Below are 20,649 nucleotides of genomic sequence, written 5' to 3' on the forward strand. Positions count from 1 at the left end.
TGAATACACTTGAACGTACGAGCAAATCGTGTCAGTGAGCAAATGAAAAAAGAATTGGGCGATATTTTAAATCGTAAAATCAAAGACCCTCGCTTAGGTTTTGTTACTGTAACGGGAGTAGATGTTACTGGGGACTTACAAGAAGCTAAGGTGTTCATTTCCATTCTTGGTACCGATAAGGAAAAAGAAAATACGTTACTCGCACTTGCGAAAGCGCATGGCTTTATCCGCTCTGAAATCGGTCGCCGTATTCGACTTCGTAAAGTTCCAGAAATGTCTTTTGAAATAGATAATTCCATCGCTTACGGAAATCGAATCGATGAATTGCTTCGCGACTTAAATAACGATCAATAATAAATAAAAGTTTAAGGCAGTCCCTTTATCTTCTCATTCAAACGGGATGTAAGTGGGGGAACTGTCTTAAACTTTTTTTCTTAGAAGGAGGAGCTCGATGAACGGCATTATCCCACTGTGGAAAGAACGCGGGATGACAAGTCATGATTGCGTTTTTAAATTAAGAAAAATTTTACATACGAAAAAAGTTGGTCATACAGGTACACTTGATCCTGAAGTAGAAGGCGTGCTACCAATTTGTATTGGCCGTGCGACAAAATTGGCTGAATATGTCACCGATGAAGGCAAAGTCTATGTAGCAGAAATAACATTAGGCAAATCGACTACGACAGAAGATGCAACTGGTGAAACGGTTAATACTAAAGAACTAGCCGAAATTTCGGCGGCAGAACTTCAAGCCGCGCTTACTAAACTAACAGGTAAGATTACCCAGATTCCACCAATGTTTTCCGCTGTAAAAGTCAACGGTAAGAAATTGTATGAATATGCAAGAGCTGGAATAGAGGTAGAACGCCCATCCAGACAAGTGGATATTTATTCGTTAATCCGTTTAGATGGCGACACAGCGCTAAATCAATCCAACCCAACCTTCCAATTAGAAATTGCGTGCGGAAAAGGAACCTATATCCGTACTCTTGCAGTTATGATTGGCGAATTATTAGGTTATCCAGCTCATATGTCTAAACTAGAACGTACTCGTAGCGGCTTTTTCAAAAAAGAAGATTGTTTGACGCTCACAGAAATTGACGAAATGATGCAAGCAAGTGATAGCAGCTTTTTATATCCACTTGAAAAAGGAATTGAATCTATGGCCAAACTAGTAATTGAGGAAGAAGTATATGCAAAAGTTTTGAATGGCGGCCTTTTACCAACATCGTTATTTGCAGAGGTAGAAAATGAACCTCGTGCTGCGCTTATTTTTAAAGATAAATTAACAGCTATTTATAAACCACATCCAGAGAAAAAAGACCTTTGGAAACCAGAAAAGGTCATCGAGTTAAATCAAGCATAGTTATTGCGACTATAGCTTTCTTATATTATGATATGAGAGGAATTCGAATTTAGAGGAGAAGTGGCAAAAATGAAGACGATATACTTACATCATCCGATTACAACGGACGAGTGGACTGACATAAACAAAGTAATGGCACTTGGTTTTTTTGATGGCGTCCATTTGGGACATCAAGCAGTTATTAAACAAGCGAAACAGATTGCCGGACAAAAAGGACTTCAAACTGCAGTGTTAACCTTTGATCCGCATCCATCTGTGGTTTTAAGCAATATACGAAAACAAGTAAAATATCTCACACCACTTGAAGATAAAGCAGAAAAAATGGCTAAACTTGGCGTAGATATTATGTATGTAGTTCGCTTTACAACACAGTTTTCCGAGCTATCTCCGCAAGCCTTTGTGGATAACTATTTAGTCGCTTTACATGTAGAACATGTGGTAGCTGGTTTCGACTATTCTTACGGTAAAAAAGGTGAAGGTAAAATGACCGATTTGGCTAAATATGCTGATGGTCGCTTTGAGGTTACGATTGTCGATAAACAAACTGCCGCAAGCGACAAAATAAGTTCAACAAACATTAGACGTGCCATCACAGAAGGCGAACTAGAAGAAGCAAATCAATTACTGGGCTATCCTTATACAACGAAAGGAACCGTGATTCATGGGGACAAACGAGGCAGAACAATTGGGTTTCCAACAGCGAACATCCGCGTAAATGAAGATTATTTGATTCCGAAGCTTGGTGTTTATGCAGTGAAATTCCGTGTGAATGGGGAAACTCACTTGGGTATGGCGAGTATTGGCTACAATATCACGTTTAAAGACGATCAAGCACTCTCCATTGAGGTGTATATTCTAGATTTTCACCGCGAAATTTACGGCGAAGAAGCAGAAATTGAATGGTATCAATTTTTCCGCCCAGAACTTAAATTTAATGGGGTAGAAGGTTTGATTGCTCAGTTAGAAAAAGACGAACAAGATACAAGAGCATTTTTTGCTAATTTAGAGGATTAAACGACTATTTCTGCTTGCTTTTAGAGCCTAAATAGTGTATCTTTAAATCTGTACGAACAGAACCATTACTTGGCTTTTGCGACTCACCGACGCTTGGCTCAGTAATTGGGGATATTTTAGAAGGAGGTGGAAAGAAATGGCTTTAACTCAAGAACGCAAAAATGAAATTATTGCAGAGTACCGTGTCCATGATACAGATACTGGTTCACCAGAAGTACAAATTGCTGTATTAACTGCTGAAATCAATAGCTTAAATGAGCACGTTCGCGTACACAAAAAAGATCATCACTCTTACCGTGGATTAATGAAAATGGTAGGTCACCGTCGTAACCTATTAACTTACCTACGTAAAAAAGATGTTCAACGTTACCGCGAACTTATCAAACGTTTAGGTTTACGTCGATAAAAACCAGACGAAAGCGGGATACCAAAAGTTCCCGCTTTTTTTTGAGTATTAACTATACTAAATTTTGGAAAACACGCCGAAGAAATGAAACTTTATCGCATGAATCCAAAAACGTGCTTCAAAAATTTGCTATTTTTAGCAGGTTTTTGGATTCATGTGTGCTTTAGACAATCTAAAGTGTGCGTGAACATTCTTATGCATGGTAAAGTTTCTGGTTCGTGTTTTTCCTAATCAAAGGAGAGTAAAATATGTCTGAAAAACAAGTATTTTCAACAGAGTGGGCAGGTAAAACATTATCTGTTGAAGTAGGTCAATTAGCAAAACAAGCAAGTGGGGCAGCCTTAATTCGTTACGGTGATACGGTTGTTTTAACAGCCGCAGTAGGTTCTAAAAAACCACGTCCAGGCGACTTTTTCCCATTAACTGTTAACTATGAAGAAAAAATGTATTCCGTTGGTAAAGTTCCCGGTGGATTCTTAAAACGTGAAGGACGTCCAAGCGACCGTGCTACATTAACAGCGCGTCTTATTGACCGTCCAATCCGTCCGCTATTTGCAGAAGGTTTCCGTAATGAAGTTCAAATTACTTCTACTGTATTCAGTGTGGATCAAGATTGTTCGCCAGAAATGGCAGCAATGCTTGGATCTTCTGTTGCATTAGTTATTTCCGATATTCCATTTGAAGGACCAATCGCTGGTGTTGACGTTGGTCGTATCGATGGAAAATACGTTATTAACCCAACAATCGAGCAAGCAGAAAAAAGCGATATTAGCTTAACTGTTGCAGGAACTTATGATGCAATCAACATGGTAGAGGCTGGAGCGAAAGAAGTTTCAGAAGAAGCAATGCTTGAAGCAATTATGTTTGGTCATGAAGAAATTAAACGTCTTTGTGAATTCCAACAACAAATTATTGCGGCAGTTGGTAAAGAAAAACGCGAAATCGAACTTTTTGTAAGCGATCCTGAACTTGAAGCAGAAGTAAAAGCAGCTAGTGAAGGTAAAATGAAAACAGCTATCAAAACAGAAGAGAAAAAAGCACGTGAAGCAGCAATTGAAGATGTAAAAGAAGAAATTTTAGAAAGCTATAAAGCAAAAGAACTAGAAAACGAAGCAGAAATTCTTAGCGAAGTAGCTCATATTCTTGAAATGATTGAAAAAGATGAAATGCGTCGTCTAATTTCTCAAGATAAAATCCGTCCAGATGGTCGTAAAGTAAACGAAATTCGCCCGCTTTCTTCTGAAGTTGGTATGCTTCCTCGTGTCCATGGTTCAGGTTTATTCACTCGTGGCCAAACACAAGCTCTAAGTGTATGTACACTGGCGCCGCTTCGTGAACACCAAATCATTGATGGTCTAGGGACAGAAGAGTACAAACGCTTTATGCATCATTATAACTTCCCGCAATTTAGTGTTGGGGAAACAGGTCCTCGTCGTGCTCCAGGGCGTCGTGAAATCGGTCACGGTGCATTAGGCGAACGTGCATTACAATATGTTATTCCTTCCGAAGAGGAATTCCCTTACACAATCCGTTTAGTATCAGAAGTTCTTGAATCTAACGGATCTAGCTCTCAAGCAAGTATTTGTGGTTCTACACTTGCAATGCTTGATGCTGGTGTTCCAATTAAAGCGCCAGTTGCAGGTATCGCGATGGGTCTTGTAAAACTTGGAGATGACTACACAATCCTTTCTGATATCCAAGGTATGGAAGATCACTTTGGCGATATGGACTTTAAAGTTGCTGGTACAAAAGACGGTATTACAGCACTTCAAATGGATATCAAAATCGATGGCTTGAGCCGTCAAATTTTGGACGAAGCATTAACACAAGCAAAAGAAGGACGCTTACACATTCTAGAACACTTAACTAGCACAATTAGCGCACCTCGTGAAGAACTTTCTGCTTATGCTCCAAAAATCATCACACTAAATATCAAACCAGAGAAAATCAAAGATGTTATCGGACCTGGTGGAAAACAAATCAATGCAATTATTGATGAAACTGGCGTAAAAATTGATATCGAACAAGATGGTACAGTGTACATTGCTTCCCAAGATCAAGCAATGAACCGTAAAGCAATTGCTATCATCGAAGACATCGTTCGTGAAGTAGAAGTGGGAGAAGTTTATACTGGTAAAGTTCGTCGTATCGAAAAATTTGGCGCATTTGTTGAATTATTCAAAGGTACAGATGGTTTAGTTCATATTTCTGAATTAGCGCATGAACGCGTTGGGAAAGTAGAAGATATCCTAAAATTAGGTGATGAAGTTACTGTTAAAGTTATCGAAGTAGACCAACAAGGCCGCGTTAACTTATCACGTAAAGCTTTGCTTGAGAAAAAAGAACAACCAGAAGGCGATAAAAAACCACAAGCAGAGAAAAAATTCTATCCAAAAACGAAAAAACCAGAATCTAAATAATATAAAAAGCAAGTAGCTTAGGCTACTTGCTTTTTTTAAACTATTTTTTAGGTCGGGTTTTAAAATGTGTTCGCATTGATTTTTGAATAACTTTCCAGCGGTCGCGTTCTTGTCTTGCAAGAGCAGGGCTATTTTTCCGGGCGTGGTAAGCCATTTCTCGCTGCAATTTCAACCAATTCTCGTAATGTTGCATAGTGAGAGTTCCATCTTCTAATGCCGCTTGGACGGCGCAATTTGGCTCTTGTGTATGAGAACAATCATGGAAACGACATCCTTCAGCCAATTCTTCCACATCTGAAAAAGTTGTTTCTAATCCAGCTTGATTAAAACCAACACCAAATTCGCGCATGCCTGGCGTATCAATAACAATCCAACCATTCGAAAGCAAATGCATTTCTCGATGGGTCGTCGTATGTTTTCCCTTACTATCATCTTCTCGAATACCAGCAGTTTTCATTAAATCAGTACCTGCAAGCGAATTAATAAAAGAGGATTTTCCAACACCTGAGGAGCCGAGCAAAATAAGCGTGCTATTCGGCTTTAAATCACTTTCTAACGCTTCAAAACCATGATGTGATAAATTATCCACATAGTAAGCTGGAACGCCATAAGCGACTGCTTCGAGCTGCTGAGCATAGAATGATAAATCCTCCACTAAATCTGCTTTCGTTAAAATGATAATCGGTGTTGCACCACTATCCCAAGCAACAGTTAAATAGCGCTCTAATCTGTTTAAATTAAAATCATGATTTAAACTCATCACAATGAGCGCATAATCGAAATTAGCTGCAATCAATTGTTCCGCCGAGTCTTTATTCATTCTAGAAAATACTGTTTTCCGCTCCAAAACAGAGAGTATTTGCAAATCACCACTAATCTCTACAAAATCACCGACAGTAGGAAGGGAAGTAGAGGATAATTCATAAAAATTTCCACGCTTCAATGATGCTAAAAATTCCTCATTCTCCGTAATAATTCGATAGTAATCTCTAAATACCGCAGTTACTCTACCATAAGAGGAAGTAGCAGCTATCTTTTGTTCTTTAAAAAAACTTGTAATACCATATTGTTCTAATATCAATGTTTTCGCTCCTTTGTAGTTGGGAGCATTCTATAGGTAAAATACCCCCGTATTAATTATGAGGTTTTCCATTTTTACAATTGCCATAATTCATCATCCTTTCTTTCTTAAATAATAACATAAAAAAGGAAACAAGCTCTAGACTTGTTTCCTTTTTGTATTAATTTTTATGCGTTAAAATTTTAGCAATCGTTTCATAGCTCATATCACTTTTGAGATTATAGCTACCATCACGAATATACTTTTCATAATCATTATCTCGTAAATATTTATCAAAATCTGAAGCACTTTTAATAATACCGTTTGCTTGAAGTTCGTCACCAGCTTTAGAAGAAGGATCTCCTTTAGAAATCTTTAAAGTATAACTTTTTACTTTTTTTGCTTCTTCAGCTTTCTTTTTAGCATCTTCTTCGGCTTTTTTCTTTGCTTCCGCTTCCGTTGCTTTATCCACTTCTTGCTGAGCTAATAATTTTTCGTATTTGTTCTTCCATGTGCTTGAGTTTTCATCAGAACCAGCTTTTGTAGACGTGGCTTTTGTTTCATCTGCTTTAGTCTGAGTTGAGAAAAACTGATTATACACCAGTAAGACAACAGCAGATATTAAGAAACCTAGCGCCAACATCCGTAAGTTTTTCTTCACAGATAGGCTCCTCCTTTAAAATTTAAATCAATGTTTTAAATATTCTTCAATGATTTTTTCCACTTCTTCTTTAGGTAAAGATGACTGTTCAGCAATTTCTGAAGTTACAATTCCAGAAGTATAAAGTGTAATCACTTGTTTTTTCATTAATTCACGAACTTTCGGGCTATCAGGAACTTGCTCAGCTTCAATGCTTGGGCTATCCATTTTCATTGCTTTTTCTAGTTCAGAGATACGTTGTTTTAGTTCAAAGTTTTCTTGCATCCACTGAGCAGCAACATCTTCCAGTTCTTTTTCTAATTGTTTATTGTCACCTTTTTGTAGAAATGAAATAACAAACAGCGCAATAGCAGCAATTAGTAAGATAATTATGACTGTGGTCATGGGTTTTATACACACCTCTCTTCCATAAACTCTACTACTAGTTATAGCATAATTTACCTCAAAACACCATCCGAAATAAGGTTTTGTAAAGAAAATAAAAAGAAAATGCATAGAGTCCTTGCAACAACTGTTTAAAAATGATATTATTATACAGGTTTAGTAAATAAATTCGTCAGTCGGAGTTGGAGGGAAAAATAATGCGCGTTAATATTACTTTAGAATGCACTGAATGCGGTGATCGTAATTACATCACTACTAAAAATAAGCGTGAAAATCCGGAACGTATTGAATTAAAAAAATATTGTCCAAGATTACGCCGTGTAACTTTACACCGCGAAACTAAGTAAGCAGCAGGATCTCCATTCTGTTGCTTTTTTTATTAGACAAAAGGGGGAAGTCAAGATGGAAGACAAACGACTGATACGCGAGAAAATTCTACGGAATTTGAATAGCATTGATAAAGTAGAACATCGCGAACGTTCTATTAAATTAGCAGAAAAACTATTTTTATTGCCAGAATGGGAAAACGCAAAGGTTGTTGGTATCACATTAGCAAGACACCCTGAAATCGAAACAGAAGCAATCATTCTGCAAGCGAAAAAAGAAGGGAAGACTATTTTAATTCCAAAAACATATTATCCTAGCAGAAAAATGGAGTTTAAAAAGATGGATTCCATACACCCTTTAATAAAATCAAAGTTTGGTATTTTAGAACCTAACGAATTAGCAGAAACAGTTGATAAAAAAGTAATTGACTTATTAATCGTTCCTGGGGTTGCTTTTAATAAAGACCATTATAGAATCGGTTTTGGCGGAGGATTTTACGATAGATTTTTAACGGATTTTCAAGGCCATACAGTGTCCTTGTACCTTTATGAACAACAAATAGAGTTTACACCTGAAACGCATGACGAACCTGTTTCTATTTTAATTGGAGGATAAGGAAAAATAATTCTATAGAAAATAGGGTGGATTGTTTACAACACCCTTTTTTTTGCGTATAGTAGTAAATATAATTTGTAATGAAAGCAGGGAATTTTTTGAGCTTCCAAGAACAATATGTCTTCTGGCGCCTAACTAATTATTTCTTGGGTGTTGAAAAATACCGTCTAATCCATCTTCACGAGGAGAAACAAGAACTTTGGTTGGAAAATACAAGCCAGAAAAAAAGACCAGTCATCCGTATACAGATGAAAGAATTAAGTTGGGCTAATGTGGTGGAACGCGATGTGACACACACTTTACATGTTACTGAAAATCTTCGTAAGCAAATGGGGCGTTTGAAATTGCCTCTTGTGAATATTTATATAACACCATTTGAACCAATGGGTGATATTTCGCCTTTTTTTGGGCAGTCAATTGCTTCTCCAAATGAAAAAGTGAAATTAGAAAATATTTTACTCGCGAACGAACAAATGAGAGAGCATCTAGATATACTAATTAAAACTTTAGAATTACCAGAAGAAGCATTTGTTCTTCCAAATGAAATAACGAAAGAGCTAGTAGCAAAAGAGCGAGAGCAAGTAATCGCGTATATTACTACTAAAGTAAATGAAGAACAAAAAGTTGCTAGGAATTCAAAACCAATAGTTACGTATACGTTCATTGGCCTTTTGGTTGCAGCATTCTTGTGGCTTTCTTTCCAAGGTGGAACTACCAATTCATTTAACTTAATTAAATGGGGCGGGAAATTCAACCCACTTATTTATGCTGGGGAATGGTGGCGCTTTATTTCACCGATTTTCCTTCATAGTGGATTAATGCATATAGCTTCCAATGCAGTTATGCTATATATTGTTGGTGCTTGGGCAGAGCGTATTTATGGTAAATGGCGTTATGTTCTAATTCTTCTCTTAGGAGGAATATGTGGAAACATAGCCAGTTTTGCACTAAATATGAACTTATCTGTTGGAGCGAGTACCGCAGTATTTGCAGTAATGGGCGCGTTACTTTATTTGGTTGTTTTAAAACCAAATCTTTATGCAAAAACAATTGGCGTCAGTATCGCGTCACTTGTCGCAATCAATTTGTTAATTGATGTATTTTCTAGCCAGATTGATATTGCTGGACATATTGGTGGCCTTGTAGGTGGATTCTTGCTTGCCGGAGCATTATCGTTACCAAAACAATTTTTCCATTGGCGACGACTTGCATATGGCATTTCACTTTTTGCTGTAGCTGTTTTATTTTTGTATTTTGGCTACCAAAAAGGAGAACAGCCATATGATCCGATGCAAGCTAATGTAGCAGTACAACAATACCTTCAAGAACAAAACAAAAAAGAAGCAACGAAGATTACCGATAATTTAATTTCTAGCGGAAGTGCTGACGGCTATTCATATACGTATGCTGCATCTATCGCTTTACAAGATAAGCAAATAGATAAAGCAGAAACAATGGCTAAAGAAGCAATTAATATCGACAAAGACATCCCAGAGGCTCATTATTATTTATCTGTTTGCTATAGAATAAAAGGTGATATGCCAAATGCAATTAAAGAAGCGAACAGCGCTAGAGAGTTATCAAGCAATCCATTTTTTGATTCTTATTACGATGAGTTAGAAAAAATCAAAGAATAAGAGGTTTTTAATGTGAAAACAGTTTATGATGTTGCCCAATTACTAAGAAAGCATGGCATTATTGTTTATTTAGGAAAACGACAATATGACATCGAAATGATGGAATATGAGATAACAGAACTTTTTAAACATAATATTTTAGATAGAGAAATTTTTGCTAGAGCTAGAAGTATTTTGAAACAAGAATTAATCAAAGAACAACGAAAAAATAGTAGTTTAAATTAAATTGATTATAAGGAGAACAGCAGAATGAACAAAAAATTAATTGGTGTAGATTTAGGCGGGACAACAGCAAAATTAGCTATTTTAACAAAAGAAGGCGACATTGAGGAAAAATGGACTATTGATACAAATATTGAAGATAAAGGCGCCCACATTGTTAAAAACATTGGGGATTCTATCAATCAAAAATTAACAGACTTACAACTAGATAATGATATTTTTTACGGTATTGGTATGGGAACTCCAGGTACTGTAAATTATGAAACAGGTACTGTAAAAGGTGCGTACAACCTAGGGTGGGCAGATGAACAAAATGTTAGTCAAGATTTAGAAAATATTACTGGTTTGAAAATCATATTAGATAATGATGCGAATGTTGCCGCTCTTGGCGAACGCTGGAAAGGCGCAGGTGAAGGTGGCGCGAATGTTGTTTTCGTAACACTTGGAACAGGCGTTGGCGGTGGTATTTTTGCGGAAGGTAAAATTTTACATGGCATCCGCGGGGCAGCAGGCGAAATAGGCCACGTAACAGTAGTTCCTGAGAATGGTTACGATTGTACTTGTGGTAAAAAAGGATGTCTAGAAACTGTCGCATCAGCAACAGGAATTGTTCGAGTAGCGAAAGATTTAGCAAAAGAGTTTACTGGTAAATCTGCTCTTAAAGATGCAATAGACAACAACGAAACGATTACCTCCAAATTGATTTTTGAACTAGGTGCGGAAGATGATGCATTAGCGAATGAAACAATTGATAAAATTTCTTTCTATTTGGCTTTAGCGCTTAGTCATATTGGAAACATGTTAAATCCAGAGAAGATTATTATTGGTGGTGGAGTTTCAGCAGCAGGAGATCAATTATTGACACCGGTTAAAACTTATTTTGAAACGATGGTTTTCCCAGCTGTTAAAGAATCCACTAAATTATCTATTGCGACAAAAGGGAATGATGCAGGGATAATTGGAGCTGCGTGGTTAGCACTACCAAGTGAAGATTAATATTAATTTGTATAAGCTACAATAACACTCCATTATTGTAGCTTGTTTTATAAAGCTAATCTTTCTATAACGCATTGTTTTAGCTTCCTTTGAAAAGGGTAAAATTTTAGCATAGAGAGATTGGAGGCCAGAGATGAAAAAATCAAATACTTTTTTGCTGATTACCATATTAGTCGGATTGGTTTTTATCTCTTTTGGTTGCTCGGAGGAAAAAGAAACACCAAAAAAGAATGCAAAAGAAGTGCAAGGTGTTCAAATCAAAACAAAAGAATTCCAGCGGGTGGTCGGTTGGCTGTCAAAAGATTCTGTTTTACTGCAAACCAAAAAATCTGGAGTTACGTATTTTGAAGAATTGAATATTTACAATGAAAAGAAAAGACCAATCTTTAATACGAAGGAATCTATTTCTGAAGTCCAAATTAGTCCAGATTATCGAAATATCTTACTTTATTCTGCTGAATCAGCTGAAAAAGCTACGATGCGAATAATCGCTTTGAATGATGGTTCAACTGTTGCGTCTCGAGCAACAAAACCTCTAACGACGACATTTTATTGGAATGACGAATCACCTGAAAAAATCATGTTTGTCACATATAGTCCAGAATGGAATTTTCAAATAGAAAACTGGGATTATACATTGGATCAACTGGATAAAATAGATGTCGCATCACCTTTTATTTCCTGGTACGGAGATAATTTGGTAATTTCAAACAATAAAGACAAACCGGACGATGAATTAGGAAACCTTTATTTACAAGATATTAGAGATAGCGCTACTAAAAATTTAATTGTAGCTAATATTATGCAATTTGCTGTTCATGATAATGTACTGCTTACCATTGAAAAAAACTCTGATGAAAAATTATTATACGATTTTAGAACAATTGGATTTCAAAATTTCTATTCGTATAATGCTGCTCGAGAGTATGATGAATTAGGGACTTTTGTTCCGTATTTTGATACAAATTTTGATAAGAATACTTTTCTAACATTTGTTCCATATAAAAGCGCTAAAATTGGCAGCGGAGCAAAAGAGTATAAGTTAGTAAAAATTGATCCAACGAACAAAAAAGAATCGACTATCTTGGAATTAATGGATAACCAACCTATTTTATCTTATGAAACAGGGGATTTAGTTCTCTATGGTTATTTATTTGATAAGGTAATCGATACGAAAACAGGTAAAATGTATAATTTAATTAATACACCAACTAAATCTTTTTAAAACAACGAGTTCCTTCTTTAAGGGCTCGTTGTTTTTGTTAATGTATAGCCGTTTTCTAGTGTGATTTGACAGTTGAATTCTGTTAGTTGATTATCCGTCGCCTGGCAATCTATCTTTGTGCCTTTGTAATTTGTTTTAAATTGATGTGAAAGTGAGGATGTTTCCTTAATTTCTATGAAAGCTAAATTTAGTTTAGTGGAGGCTAAATAATAATTTTGAATCATTTTTTCATATTGTATTTGTGTCTTAAAGATAGAAGCACTACCAGTAACGATTAAAATTGAAATAAGCGCAATGAAAATGGTAAATGGGAGCGTAAATGCATTAGTCTTCATGGATTGGATACCACTTCTGGTAATGCGAATACAGATGTATATATCTGAGTATTAGAGTCTTGCACCGTTAAATGAAGTTGTTTTTCTTTCTTGATTAATTGATAATCTTTCACATTAGTAAGCAATGGTTCATGTCCTTTTCCGTTTACTTGTCGTCGAACTAAATCATTATATTTGGAATAGGTGATAAGGTCTTTGCCATTACTAAAAGAAAGCTTATTCCCATCAATTTGAATATTAGTCGCTTTTTCTAATTCTAAACGAGTTTGAATGAGAAAAAGTTGCCATTCTGTTGTCTGGTCAATGTTGCTAAGTTGGATAGTCTTGTTGTAGCATTGAAAAAATAATGGAATGAGCGAGCTAATACTTAAAATGATTGTAATAGACAAGATTGTTTCAAGAAGAGTGAAAGCAGGTGAGCCGCTTCTAAAAGATACATTTTTCTTCCAATTTATTTGTTGCACAAATTTGGATACCTCCTTGATAATGGAAACTTTGGATACGTTCATCCTTAAAGTTAACCGGAACATTTTTGTGGCGTAATAGTTCGCTATGTTCATAAATTTCTTGATAGACTCTGCTAGTTTCTTTTTGATGGTCTAGTTTTTCAAAAATAGTCATAGCTGTGGGTAATAGAAAACTACAAACCATTGCGAAAAGGAGAAGCGAAACCATGCTTTCGACTAAAGAGAATCCGTTAATTTTGTTCAATTCTAAAACGCCCCTTTCCGATTTGAAATATTAGCTTGTAGTTATTTGTCGAACTTGTCAGGTGGATTGTTGAAAAACGATTAATGGATCCATCTGTACTCGAAAAACGAAAATTTCCTATTTTTGGCTGTGTTAAAGTTAACGTCTGTGAAAGTGGAATGATAACAAGTGTTTTTGAGTTAGTATATGTGATGAGTTGATTTTTCGTAGGATCAAATGAAATAAACGTATCTTGATTTGTTGCTACAGCATTTATTTGTGCGTAGTAAATGCTGGCTTTTATTTCTTCTAGTAGTTGCTTTTCCCTAAGAGTGGATAATGTACTTGAAATAGGAAAAATAGTTAGTGTGATTAGTGTGAAACTGATAGTTAGTACAAGTAACATTTCTAATAAAGTAAATCCATTTATTTTCATTTTTTCTCAGAAACATTTCCAGAGCTATCTATTTTGATGCTATTCCCATTAGGGCACGATTTTTGGTTAGCTTTTAGATAGCCTCCACTTACTAAATCAGCTACAGAAGGGATTGAATTTTTATCTAATTGGTAGGACTGAACTTGACCTTGAACCATTGATATAAAGGCCTCACATCCTTTATCGTTGATTGATTTACTTTGTGATACTATGTTTGGAATAGTAAGGAGTAGCAAAACACTTACCACTAATAAAACAATTAACATCTCCACCAAAGTAAAACCTCGCTCATCTCGCCAATCAATTTTCTTTTTAAACATTAAAACTCCTCCTTTAAATTTGATTTACCATAGAAAACATGGGATATAAGATGGATAGATAAATGGATACAATTAAAATACCAATAACGATAAAAACAATTGGTTGAATAAATGAAAATAATTTTTCGGTCTTTTGAAGTGATTTCTGATGACATAAGTTATAATAAAATAAAAATTCTTCTGCTAAATTACCATTTTTTTCACCGTGGATAGCAATATAATAAAGTTCTTTTTCAAATATAGGCATTTTTTCTAGTGCTTTTGTTAGTGATAATCCTTGTTCAAGCGTAGGCAGAATTTGCCTGGCGATTTCTTGAAAGAAGGCGGGAGATTCTTCTTGTGCGAACAGATGCATAATATGCGTTATAGATAAACCGCTTTTCAGCAGATATCCGAGTTCACGCGAAAGGTATTGTGAATAATGAATTCTTGAAAATTGGCGAATATATGGAATTCGACAATAAAAATAGGCTCGGTCATAAGCATTTTTTTGCTTTTGCTTTCGAATAATGAAACTGAAAATCAGAAAAAGGCTAAGTAAAAAAATTCCTAATAAAACTGGAACTTTTTCAAGCAGGAAATAAGTGAAATTAGTTCCGACTGTGCCGTTAGTTGATAGTTGTGTAAATAAAAGTTCGAATTTAGGTAAGAGAAAAATTCGAAGCAAAAAGAACACAAGAATAACTGTAGAGAATAAGACTAGTGGATATTGGAAGGTCTTCATTAATGCGTTTTTTTCTTCAGCTTTTCTTTTCATATGAACGCCGGTTTCGTGAATTGTTTGCAAAAAGTAACCGTGACTAGAAGCGTAATGGAGTTGTGAACAAATAAAGTCAGGAAATCCGTTTTTTGAAAGAGCATAGGAAAAAGAATTTCCATTTGCTAGTGAAGTGATAATTCGTTCATATCTTTTGCAATATTTGGGCGAAGTAATGCTTAAATAACTAATGGTCGCATCTAAGGAGAACCCCTTTTCGAGTAAACTTGCAACTCTAATTAAAAATTCTCCGTCATCTTTCCAATTAGTACGCTGAAAAAAAGCCATAAGAAACTCCTTTCTCGAAGGTTCTTTTAATAGGGTATTTAGGCTCAATCTGCTGTTGATTAGATTGGAAATAGGCTTTTATCTCTTGTTGAGTAAGAACTTCATAGATAGCTGTTCTTTTTCGGCGTAAATGTGTACAAAGGGGATGGCATTTTTCTCCGCAGAAGGCGCAAACTAGGAGGGTCAGTTTCTGAAAACTGATTCCGAGTAAGCATTGCGCTAATTCCTCTGAGCTAATACCGAATTCAAGTAATCTTAATAAAACTCCATACGCATCTCCGGCATGAACGGTGCTTAAAACTAAATGACCAGTTAATGCAGCACGAATAACTATTTTAGCAGTTTCTGCATCGCGTATTTCCCCGATGATTAAAATATCAGGATCATGGCGTAAGACGGAGCGAATGATGGGCGCATAGGTGATGCTTGCTTTTTCGTTAACTTCGATTTGGAGAAAGCCGGGAGAATAATGTTCAACAGGATCTTCAATTGTAATGATTTGCAGTTCATCTTTATTTTCTATAGAAGAAGCTAGGCTATACATAGAACTAGACTTACCGCTACCTGTGCTACCAGAAAAAAGAAACAAGCCTGTTTGGTTTTTACACTGTTGTTGAATTTGTTTAGTGGACCTAGGAAATACACTTGAATTTAAAAATGGGATAGGGTGCTTGTAACGAAAAATTCGAATAACCATGCTTTCATGGAAATCTTTGCTGGGCATAGTAGAAAGTCGTAAAGCAATTTTTTCTGTGTTTGTATTTTTTTCAAAACTACCGGATTGAGGTCGTCTTTTTTCACTTATATCCAAAGCTGCTTGGAATTTAAGAAAAGATATTAACTTTTCTCCTACATCTATTGGAAGGTAAAGAAGTGGAATTAATGTCCCATTTACCCGAAGACGAAGTAAGTAACGGTTTGAAAGTGGATGAATATGAACATCGCTGGCATTGATACGTAAAGCTTGGGTTATAATGTGTTCTGTCATTTTTTGCGGCATAAGAACCTCCTTACAAGTCATATTCTTCATAAGCAAATAAAATCCTTTGCGCTCCAATCTTTCACAAAAACGAAAATAGTATTTTCTAAATGCAAAAGTAACATTTCAAGGCAAAATAACATTGAAAGTGATATTTTGGAAGCAAAAAAGTAAATAAAATAATTTTTTTGATCTTGAGTATTTTCACAATGTATGTGCAATGGATAACAAACGTATAATTAAACTGAAATATAACGATAAAGCCCTTACATTCCGAACCAATATCAAAAATAAAGAAATTTTCACCTTTAAAACTAATTATTTGCCGAACAATACAACTCATGATAAGCTATAGAAAAGGCAAATACATAATAGAATTAGCGGGTGAATGTAAGCAGAGAGACTGCGAAAAGCAGCGCCGACGGGGAAAGCATATATTATGTGAAACTCTCAGGCAAAAGGATGTTTACGGGACGCAACTCTGGAGTCATTTTTGTGTTACGACAGGGCTTATGAACTATATAAGCCTTTTTGTTATGTGAAAAAGGAGGATATAATTATGACAGAGCTACTAAAAACACCGATTCATCCACTTTATGCAAAATATGGTGCGAAAACCATTGATTTTGGTGGGTGGGATTTACCGGTACAATTTGCTGGTATAAAAGCAGAACATGAGGCCGTGCGAACTGATGCAGGGTTATTTGACGTGTCTCACATGGGAGAAATTCTAGTAAAAGGACCTGATAGTACTTCTTATTTACAGTATTTGTTATCAAACGACATAGAAAAAATAAAAATCGGAAAAGCGCAATATAATATTATGTGCTATGAAACTGGCGGAACAGTGGACGATCTAGTAGTTTATAAGAAATCAGAAACGGAATACATACTTGTTGTCAATGCAGCAAACACGGACAAAGATTTTGAATGGATGGTTAAAAATATTCGCGGGGATGTTTCTGTTACCAATGTATCTTCGGAATATGGACAATTAGCACTTCAAGGGCCAAACGCCGAAAAAATTCTCTCGAAACTAACGGATGTAGATTTAAGCTCGATTAGCTTCTTTGGATTTGTGGAGGATGCGGATGTAGCTGGAGTGAAAACAATCATTTCAAGAAGTGGATATACTGGAGAAGATGGATTTGAAATTTATATGCCAAGCGCAGATGCAGGAAAAGTATTTGAGGCGATTTTGGCTGAAGGTGTCGCTCCAATTGGTTTAGGCGCAAGGGATACATTGCGTTTAGAGGCAGTACTTGCGCTTTATGGACAAGAATTAAGCAAAGACATTACTCCACTTGAAGCTGGCCTCAATTTTGCTGTTAAATTGAAAAAAGAAGCAGATTTTATAGGCAAAGAAGCCCTAATTAAACAAAAAGAAGCAGGGCTGAACAGAAAATTAGTTGGTATTGAATTAATCGAACGAGGTATTCCACGTCACGATTATCCAGTATTTTTAAATGAGGAACAAATCGGCGTTGTGACTTCAGGCACGCAATCACCAACACTTGGAATAAATATTGGTCTCGCTTTAATTGATACAGCTTACACAGAATTGGGTCAAGAAGTTGAGATAGGCATAAGAAATAAAAAAGTAAAAGCAAAAATAGTACCAACACCATTTTATAAACGCGCAAAGTAAAAAGGAGGAAGTAATATGGCAAAACATCGTTATTTACCAATGACAGAGCAAGATGAAAAGGAAATGCTTGATGTAATAGGGGTTAAGTCAATTGATGACTTATTTCAAGATATTCCAGAAAAAATTAGATTTAAACGAGATTATGATTTAAAACCAGCAAAATCAGAACCCGCACTTTTACGCGAATTATCGAAACTTGCTTCTAAAAATGCCAATACCAGTGAATATGCGTCTTTTTTAGGGGCTGGAGTTTATAGTCATTACATTCCAACCGTAGTGGATCACGTTATTTCTCGTTCAGAATTTTATACAGCATATACACCTTATCAGCCTGAAATTTCGCAAGGAGAGTTGCAGGCAATCTTTGAATTCCAAACCATGATTGCGGAACTTACTGGAATGGACTTGGCTAATTCCTCCATGTATGACGGTGGAACAGCACTTGCAGAAGCAGCAATGCTAGCAAGCGGGCATACAAAGCGTAAAAAAATTCTTATTTCCGGAGCTGTTCATCCGGAAAGTAGCAATGTATTAAAAACCTACGCAACTGGTCAACACATTGAAGTAGAAGTTATTCCAGAACTAGATGGAAAAACAGATATCGAGGCCCTAAAAAAAGCTCTTTCAGATGATATTGCGGGTTTTGTTGTACAGTATCCAAACTTCTATGGACAAGTGGAACCTTTGGCAGAACTTGAAAAATTAGTGCATGAAAATAATTCTTTATTACTTGTATCGAGCAATCCGTTGTCTCTAGGATTGTTAACTCCACCAGGAGAATTTGGTGCAGATATTGTTGTAGGCGATTCGCAAGTATTCGGTATTCCAGAATCATTTGGAGGACCGCATTGTGGATTCTTTGCAGTAACAAATAAATTAATGCGTAAAGTTCCTGGACGTTTAGTTGGGGAAACTGTAGATGAAAATGGGAAGCGTGGTTATGTATTAACTTTACAAGCGCGCGAACAACATATCCGCCGGGACAAAGCAACTTCTAATATTTGCTCTAACCAAGCGCTGAATGCATTAGCTTCTTCTGTCGCAATGGCAACCCTTGGAAAAACAGGTCTTGTAGAAATGGCAAAACAAAACCTAGATAAATCTCACTATGCCAAACAAAAATTCCGTGAAAAAGGCTTTGAAGTTCTATTTTCAGATGGTTTTTTCAATGAATTCGTTGTAAAACTTTCGAAACCAATCAAAGAAGTGAACAAATCACTTTTAGATGAAGGGATTATCGGTGGGTATGACCTTGGCTTTTACGAGGAAAAATACAAACATCATATGCTTGTAGCAGTGACAGAAATGCGAACAAAAGAGGAAATTGATGCCTTTGTGGCTAGCTTGGAGGGTGCAAAATGAATTTAGAAGAAACGATGCCATTAGTGTTTGAACGTTCTATTCCGGGAAGAATTGGCTTTAGTTTGCCAGAAAGCGATGTTCCAGAAACAAATGCCGGTGATTATTTTGATCAAGCATATATTCGTTCTATACCAGCAGATTTGCCAGAATTAAGCGAACTTGAAATCATGCGTCATTATACCAATTTATCCAATCATAATTTTGGTGTTGATTCTGGTTTTTATCCGCTTGGATCTTGTACGATGAAATATAACCCTAAAATCAATGAAAAAGTTGCACGTTTTCCAGGCTTTGCGAATATCCATCCAAACCAACCAGAAAGCTCAGTCCAAGGCGCACTAGAACTACTATATGATTTACAAACAAGCTTAGTTGAAATTACAGGAATGGATGAAGTAACGTTACAACCAGCTGCTGGAGCACATGGAGAATGGACTGGATTAATGCTCATTCGCGCGTTTCATGAAAAAAATGGTGATACAAAACGCACAAAAGTAATCATCCCAGATTCCGCACATGGAACGAACCCTGCATCCGCAGCTGTTGCTGGCTTTGATGTTGTCACGGTTAAATCAAATGAAAAAGGGCTTGTTGATGTGGCTGATTTGAAAAAGGTAGTAGGCGAAGATACAGCCGCATTAATGCTCACAAACCCGAATACACTCGGTCTTTTCGAAAAAGATATTGTTGAAATGGCAGAAATCGTCCATGAAGCTGGTGGTAAATTATATTATGATGGCGCCAACTTAAATGCTATTATGGCAAAAGTTAGACCGGGAGACATGGGCTTTGATGTAGTTCATTTAAATTTACACAAAACATTTACAGGTCCTCACGGTGGTGGCGGTCCTGGTTCTGGCCCAATTGGCGTGAAAAAGGAATTAATACCGTTCCTACCAACACCAGTCCTTACGAAAAAAGAAGACATTTACACATTTGATTACAATTATCCTGACTCTATTGGACGCGTGAAACCTTATTATGGTAACTTTGGTATCAACGTTCGCGCGTATACGTACATTCGTACAATGGGCCCAGATGGCTTGAAATTGGTGACAGAATATGCCGTTTTAAATGCGAACTATATGATGCGTAAATTGCAAGAAGCTTATGATTTACCATTTGATCAAGTGTGTAAACACGAATTTGTTTTAAGTGGTAATAGACAGAAGAAACTTGGTGTAAGAACCGTTGATATTGCAAAACGATTGCTAGATCATAATTTCCATCCGCCAACCGTTTATTTCCCGCTAATTGTTGGTGAAGCAATCATGATTGAACCAACTGAAACAGAATCGAAAGAAACACTAGACTCTTTCATCGATACAATGTTAAAAATTGCTAAAGAAGCAGAAGAAAATCCTGAAATCGTCCAAGAAGCGCCCCATAGCACTTATGTAAAACGACTAGACGAAACTCGTGCTGCTAGAAAACCGATTTTACGTTATCAAAAAGAAGTATAAAAAGAAGCCTTGCTGCGAAATTTCGTAGCAAGGCTTTT

24 protein-coding genes and 1 riboswitch are annotated in these 20,649 nt (G+C 36.3%); of the genes, 14 read left to right on the forward strand and 10 right to left on the reverse strand.

Features of this window, described 5'->3' with window-relative positions; genetic code table 11:
• Positions 1 to 9: 9 nt before the first annotated feature.
• The 5 genes from rbfA (at position 10) to pnp (ending at position 5,206) form a co-directional block, all read left to right on the forward strand.
• On the forward strand, positions 10 to 354 hold the full coding sequence (gene rbfA, locus CKV70_RS06730) for a 30S ribosome-binding factor RbfA (RefSeq protein WP_003719600.1): 345 nt from the start codon (positions 10 to 12) through the stop codon (positions 352 to 354).
• A gap of 97 nt (positions 355 to 451) precedes the next feature.
• A complete protein-coding gene (truB, locus tag CKV70_RS06735; RefSeq protein ID WP_003722458.1) occupies positions 452 to 1,366 on the forward strand; it encodes a tRNA pseudouridine(55) synthase TruB in 915 nt (304 codons plus the stop codon).
• 69 nt (positions 1,367 to 1,435) lie between these two features.
• A complete protein-coding gene (locus tag CKV70_RS06740; RefSeq protein ID WP_012951584.1) occupies positions 1,436 to 2,380 on the forward strand; it encodes a bifunctional riboflavin kinase/FAD synthetase in 945 nt (314 codons plus the stop codon).
• A 136-nt stretch (positions 2,381 to 2,516) separates the two neighbouring features.
• Positions 2,517 to 2,786 (forward strand): 30S ribosomal protein S15, encoded by a 270-nt coding sequence (gene rpsO, locus CKV70_RS06745; RefSeq protein ID WP_003719603.1) that lies wholly within the window; start codon positions 2,517 to 2,519, stop codon positions 2,784 to 2,786.
• A gap of 248 nt (positions 2,787 to 3,034) precedes the next feature.
• A complete protein-coding gene (pnp, locus tag CKV70_RS06750) occupies positions 3,035 to 5,206 on the forward strand; it encodes a polyribonucleotide nucleotidyltransferase (RefSeq protein ID WP_014600802.1) in 2,172 nt (723 codons plus the stop codon).
• Positions 5,207 to 5,246: 40 nt separating this feature from the next.
• Here pnp and rsgA read toward each other — a convergent pair whose 3' ends face one another.
• The 3 genes from rsgA to CKV70_RS06765 form a co-directional block, all read right to left on the reverse strand.
• Positions 5,247 to 6,287, reverse strand: a complete 1,041-nt coding sequence (gene rsgA / locus CKV70_RS06755; protein WP_003732252.1) for a ribosome small subunit-dependent GTPase A — start codon at positions 6,285 to 6,287, stop codon at positions 5,247 to 5,249.
• Positions 6,288 to 6,447: 160 nt separating this feature from the next.
• The gene (locus tag CKV70_RS06760; protein WP_003734026.1) at positions 6,448 to 6,927 is read right to left on the reverse strand and encodes an MltG/YceG/YrrL family protein; all 480 of its coding nucleotides are present in this window, start codon (positions 6,925 to 6,927) and stop codon (positions 6,448 to 6,450) included.
• 27 nt (positions 6,928 to 6,954) lie between these two features.
• Positions 6,955 to 7,311 (reverse strand): hypothetical protein, encoded by a 357-nt coding sequence (locus CKV70_RS06765; RefSeq protein ID WP_003740295.1) that lies wholly within the window; start codon positions 7,309 to 7,311, stop codon positions 6,955 to 6,957.
• A 197-nt stretch (positions 7,312 to 7,508) separates the two neighbouring features.
• Between CKV70_RS06765 and rpmG the strand changes: the two genes are divergently transcribed.
• From rpmG to CKV70_RS06795, 6 genes are all read left to right on the forward strand, one after another.
• Positions 7,509 to 7,658 carry a 50S ribosomal protein L33 gene (gene rpmG / locus CKV70_RS06770; RefSeq protein WP_003719608.1) on the forward strand — a complete coding sequence of 50 codons (150 nt, stop codon included), beginning with the start codon at positions 7,509 to 7,511 and terminating at the stop codon, positions 7,656 to 7,658.
• A 55-nt stretch (positions 7,659 to 7,713) separates the two neighbouring features.
• Positions 7,714 to 8,253, forward strand: coding sequence for a 5-formyltetrahydrofolate cyclo-ligase (locus CKV70_RS06775; protein WP_003722464.1), 540 nt, complete (start codon positions 7,714 to 7,716; stop codon positions 8,251 to 8,253).
• Positions 8,254 to 8,351: 98 nt separating this feature from the next.
• Positions 8,352 to 9,890 (forward strand): rhomboid family protein, encoded by a 1,539-nt coding sequence (locus CKV70_RS06780; RefSeq protein ID WP_010990098.1) that lies wholly within the window; start codon positions 8,352 to 8,354, stop codon positions 9,888 to 9,890.
• Positions 9,891 to 9,902: 12 nt separating this feature from the next.
• Positions 9,903 to 10,115, forward strand: coding sequence for a YqgQ family protein (locus CKV70_RS06785; protein ID WP_003722466.1), 213 nt, complete (start codon positions 9,903 to 9,905; stop codon positions 10,113 to 10,115).
• 24 nt (positions 10,116 to 10,139) lie between these two features.
• The gene (locus CKV70_RS06790) at positions 10,140 to 11,108 is read left to right on the forward strand and encodes an ROK family glucokinase (protein WP_010990099.1); all 969 of its coding nucleotides are present in this window, start codon (positions 10,140 to 10,142) and stop codon (positions 11,106 to 11,108) included.
• Positions 11,109 to 11,241: 133 nt separating this feature from the next.
• Positions 11,242 to 12,333, forward strand: coding sequence for a YqgU-like beta propeller domain-containing protein (locus tag CKV70_RS06795; protein ID WP_003732255.1), 1,092 nt, complete (start codon positions 11,242 to 11,244; stop codon positions 12,331 to 12,333).
• A gap of 17 nt (positions 12,334 to 12,350) precedes the next feature.
• Here CKV70_RS06795 and CKV70_RS06800 read toward each other — a convergent pair whose 3' ends face one another.
• The 7 genes from CKV70_RS06800 to comGA are packed head-to-tail and all read right to left on the reverse strand — an operon-like array spanning position 12,351 to position 16,159.
• Positions 12,351 to 12,668, reverse strand: a complete 318-nt coding sequence (locus CKV70_RS06800) for a hypothetical protein (protein WP_003729906.1) — start codon at positions 12,666 to 12,668, stop codon at positions 12,351 to 12,353.
• Complete coding sequence (comGF, locus tag CKV70_RS06805) at positions 12,665 to 13,132, reverse strand: competence type IV pilus minor pilin ComGF (protein ID WP_003722470.1); 468 nt, start codon at positions 13,130 to 13,132, stop codon at positions 12,665 to 12,667. The genes CKV70_RS06800 and comGF overlap by 4 nt, the downstream gene beginning before the upstream one ends.
• Positions 13,095 to 13,379, reverse strand: coding sequence for a competence type IV pilus minor pilin ComGE (gene comGE / locus CKV70_RS06810; protein ID WP_003732256.1), 285 nt, complete (start codon positions 13,377 to 13,379; stop codon positions 13,095 to 13,097). The genes comGF and comGE overlap by 38 nt, the downstream gene beginning before the upstream one ends.
• Positions 13,366 to 13,794 carry a competence type IV pilus minor pilin ComGD gene (comGD, locus tag CKV70_RS06815; RefSeq protein WP_003732257.1) on the reverse strand — a complete coding sequence of 143 codons (429 nt, stop codon included), beginning with the start codon at positions 13,792 to 13,794 and terminating at the stop codon, positions 13,366 to 13,368. The genes comGE and comGD overlap by 14 nt, the downstream gene beginning before the upstream one ends.
• Positions 13,791 to 14,114, reverse strand: a complete 324-nt coding sequence (gene comGC / locus CKV70_RS06820; protein ID WP_003732258.1) for a competence type IV pilus major pilin ComGC — start codon at positions 14,112 to 14,114, stop codon at positions 13,791 to 13,793. The genes comGD and comGC overlap by 4 nt, the downstream gene beginning before the upstream one ends.
• Positions 14,115 to 14,127: 13 nt before the next feature.
• A complete protein-coding gene (gene comGB / locus CKV70_RS06825) occupies positions 14,128 to 15,159 on the reverse strand; it encodes a competence type IV pilus assembly protein ComGB (protein WP_003722473.1) in 1,032 nt (343 codons plus the stop codon).
• On the reverse strand, positions 15,137 to 16,159 hold the full coding sequence (gene comGA, locus CKV70_RS06830) for a competence type IV pilus ATPase ComGA (protein WP_014600803.1): 1,023 nt from the start codon (positions 16,157 to 16,159) through the stop codon (positions 15,137 to 15,139). The genes comGB and comGA overlap by 23 nt, the downstream gene beginning before the upstream one ends.
• Before the next feature lie 363 nt (positions 16,160 to 16,522).
• Positions 16,523 to 16,614, forward strand: a riboswitch (glycine riboswitch).
• Positions 16,615 to 16,697: 83 nt separating this feature from the next.
• On the opposite strand from comGA, the gene gcvT reads away from it, so the two are divergent.
• Genes gcvT through gcvPB form a run of 3 tightly spaced genes read left to right on the forward strand, consistent with a single transcriptional unit; the run spans position 16,698 to position 20,611 of the window.
• Positions 16,698 to 17,786, forward strand: coding sequence for a glycine cleavage system aminomethyltransferase GcvT (gene gcvT / locus CKV70_RS06840; RefSeq protein WP_014600804.1), 1,089 nt, complete (start codon positions 16,698 to 16,700; stop codon positions 17,784 to 17,786).
• 15 nt (positions 17,787 to 17,801) lie between these two features.
• The gene (gcvPA, locus tag CKV70_RS06845; RefSeq protein ID WP_014600805.1) at positions 17,802 to 19,148 is read left to right on the forward strand and encodes an aminomethyl-transferring glycine dehydrogenase subunit GcvPA; all 1,347 of its coding nucleotides are present in this window, start codon (positions 17,802 to 17,804) and stop codon (positions 19,146 to 19,148) included.
• Positions 19,145 to 20,611 carry an aminomethyl-transferring glycine dehydrogenase subunit GcvPB gene (gcvPB, locus tag CKV70_RS06850; protein ID WP_003722477.1) on the forward strand — a complete coding sequence of 489 codons (1,467 nt, stop codon included), beginning with the start codon at positions 19,145 to 19,147 and terminating at the stop codon, positions 20,609 to 20,611. Before gcvPA ends, gcvPB begins: the two co-directional genes overlap by 4 nt.
• The last annotated feature ends 38 nt before the right edge of the window (positions 20,612 to 20,649 follow it).

The sequence above is a fragment of the Listeria monocytogenes genome (assembly GCF_900187225.1).
GTDB classification, from domain to species: domain Bacteria; phylum Bacillota; class Bacilli; order Lactobacillales; family Listeriaceae; genus Listeria; species Listeria monocytogenes.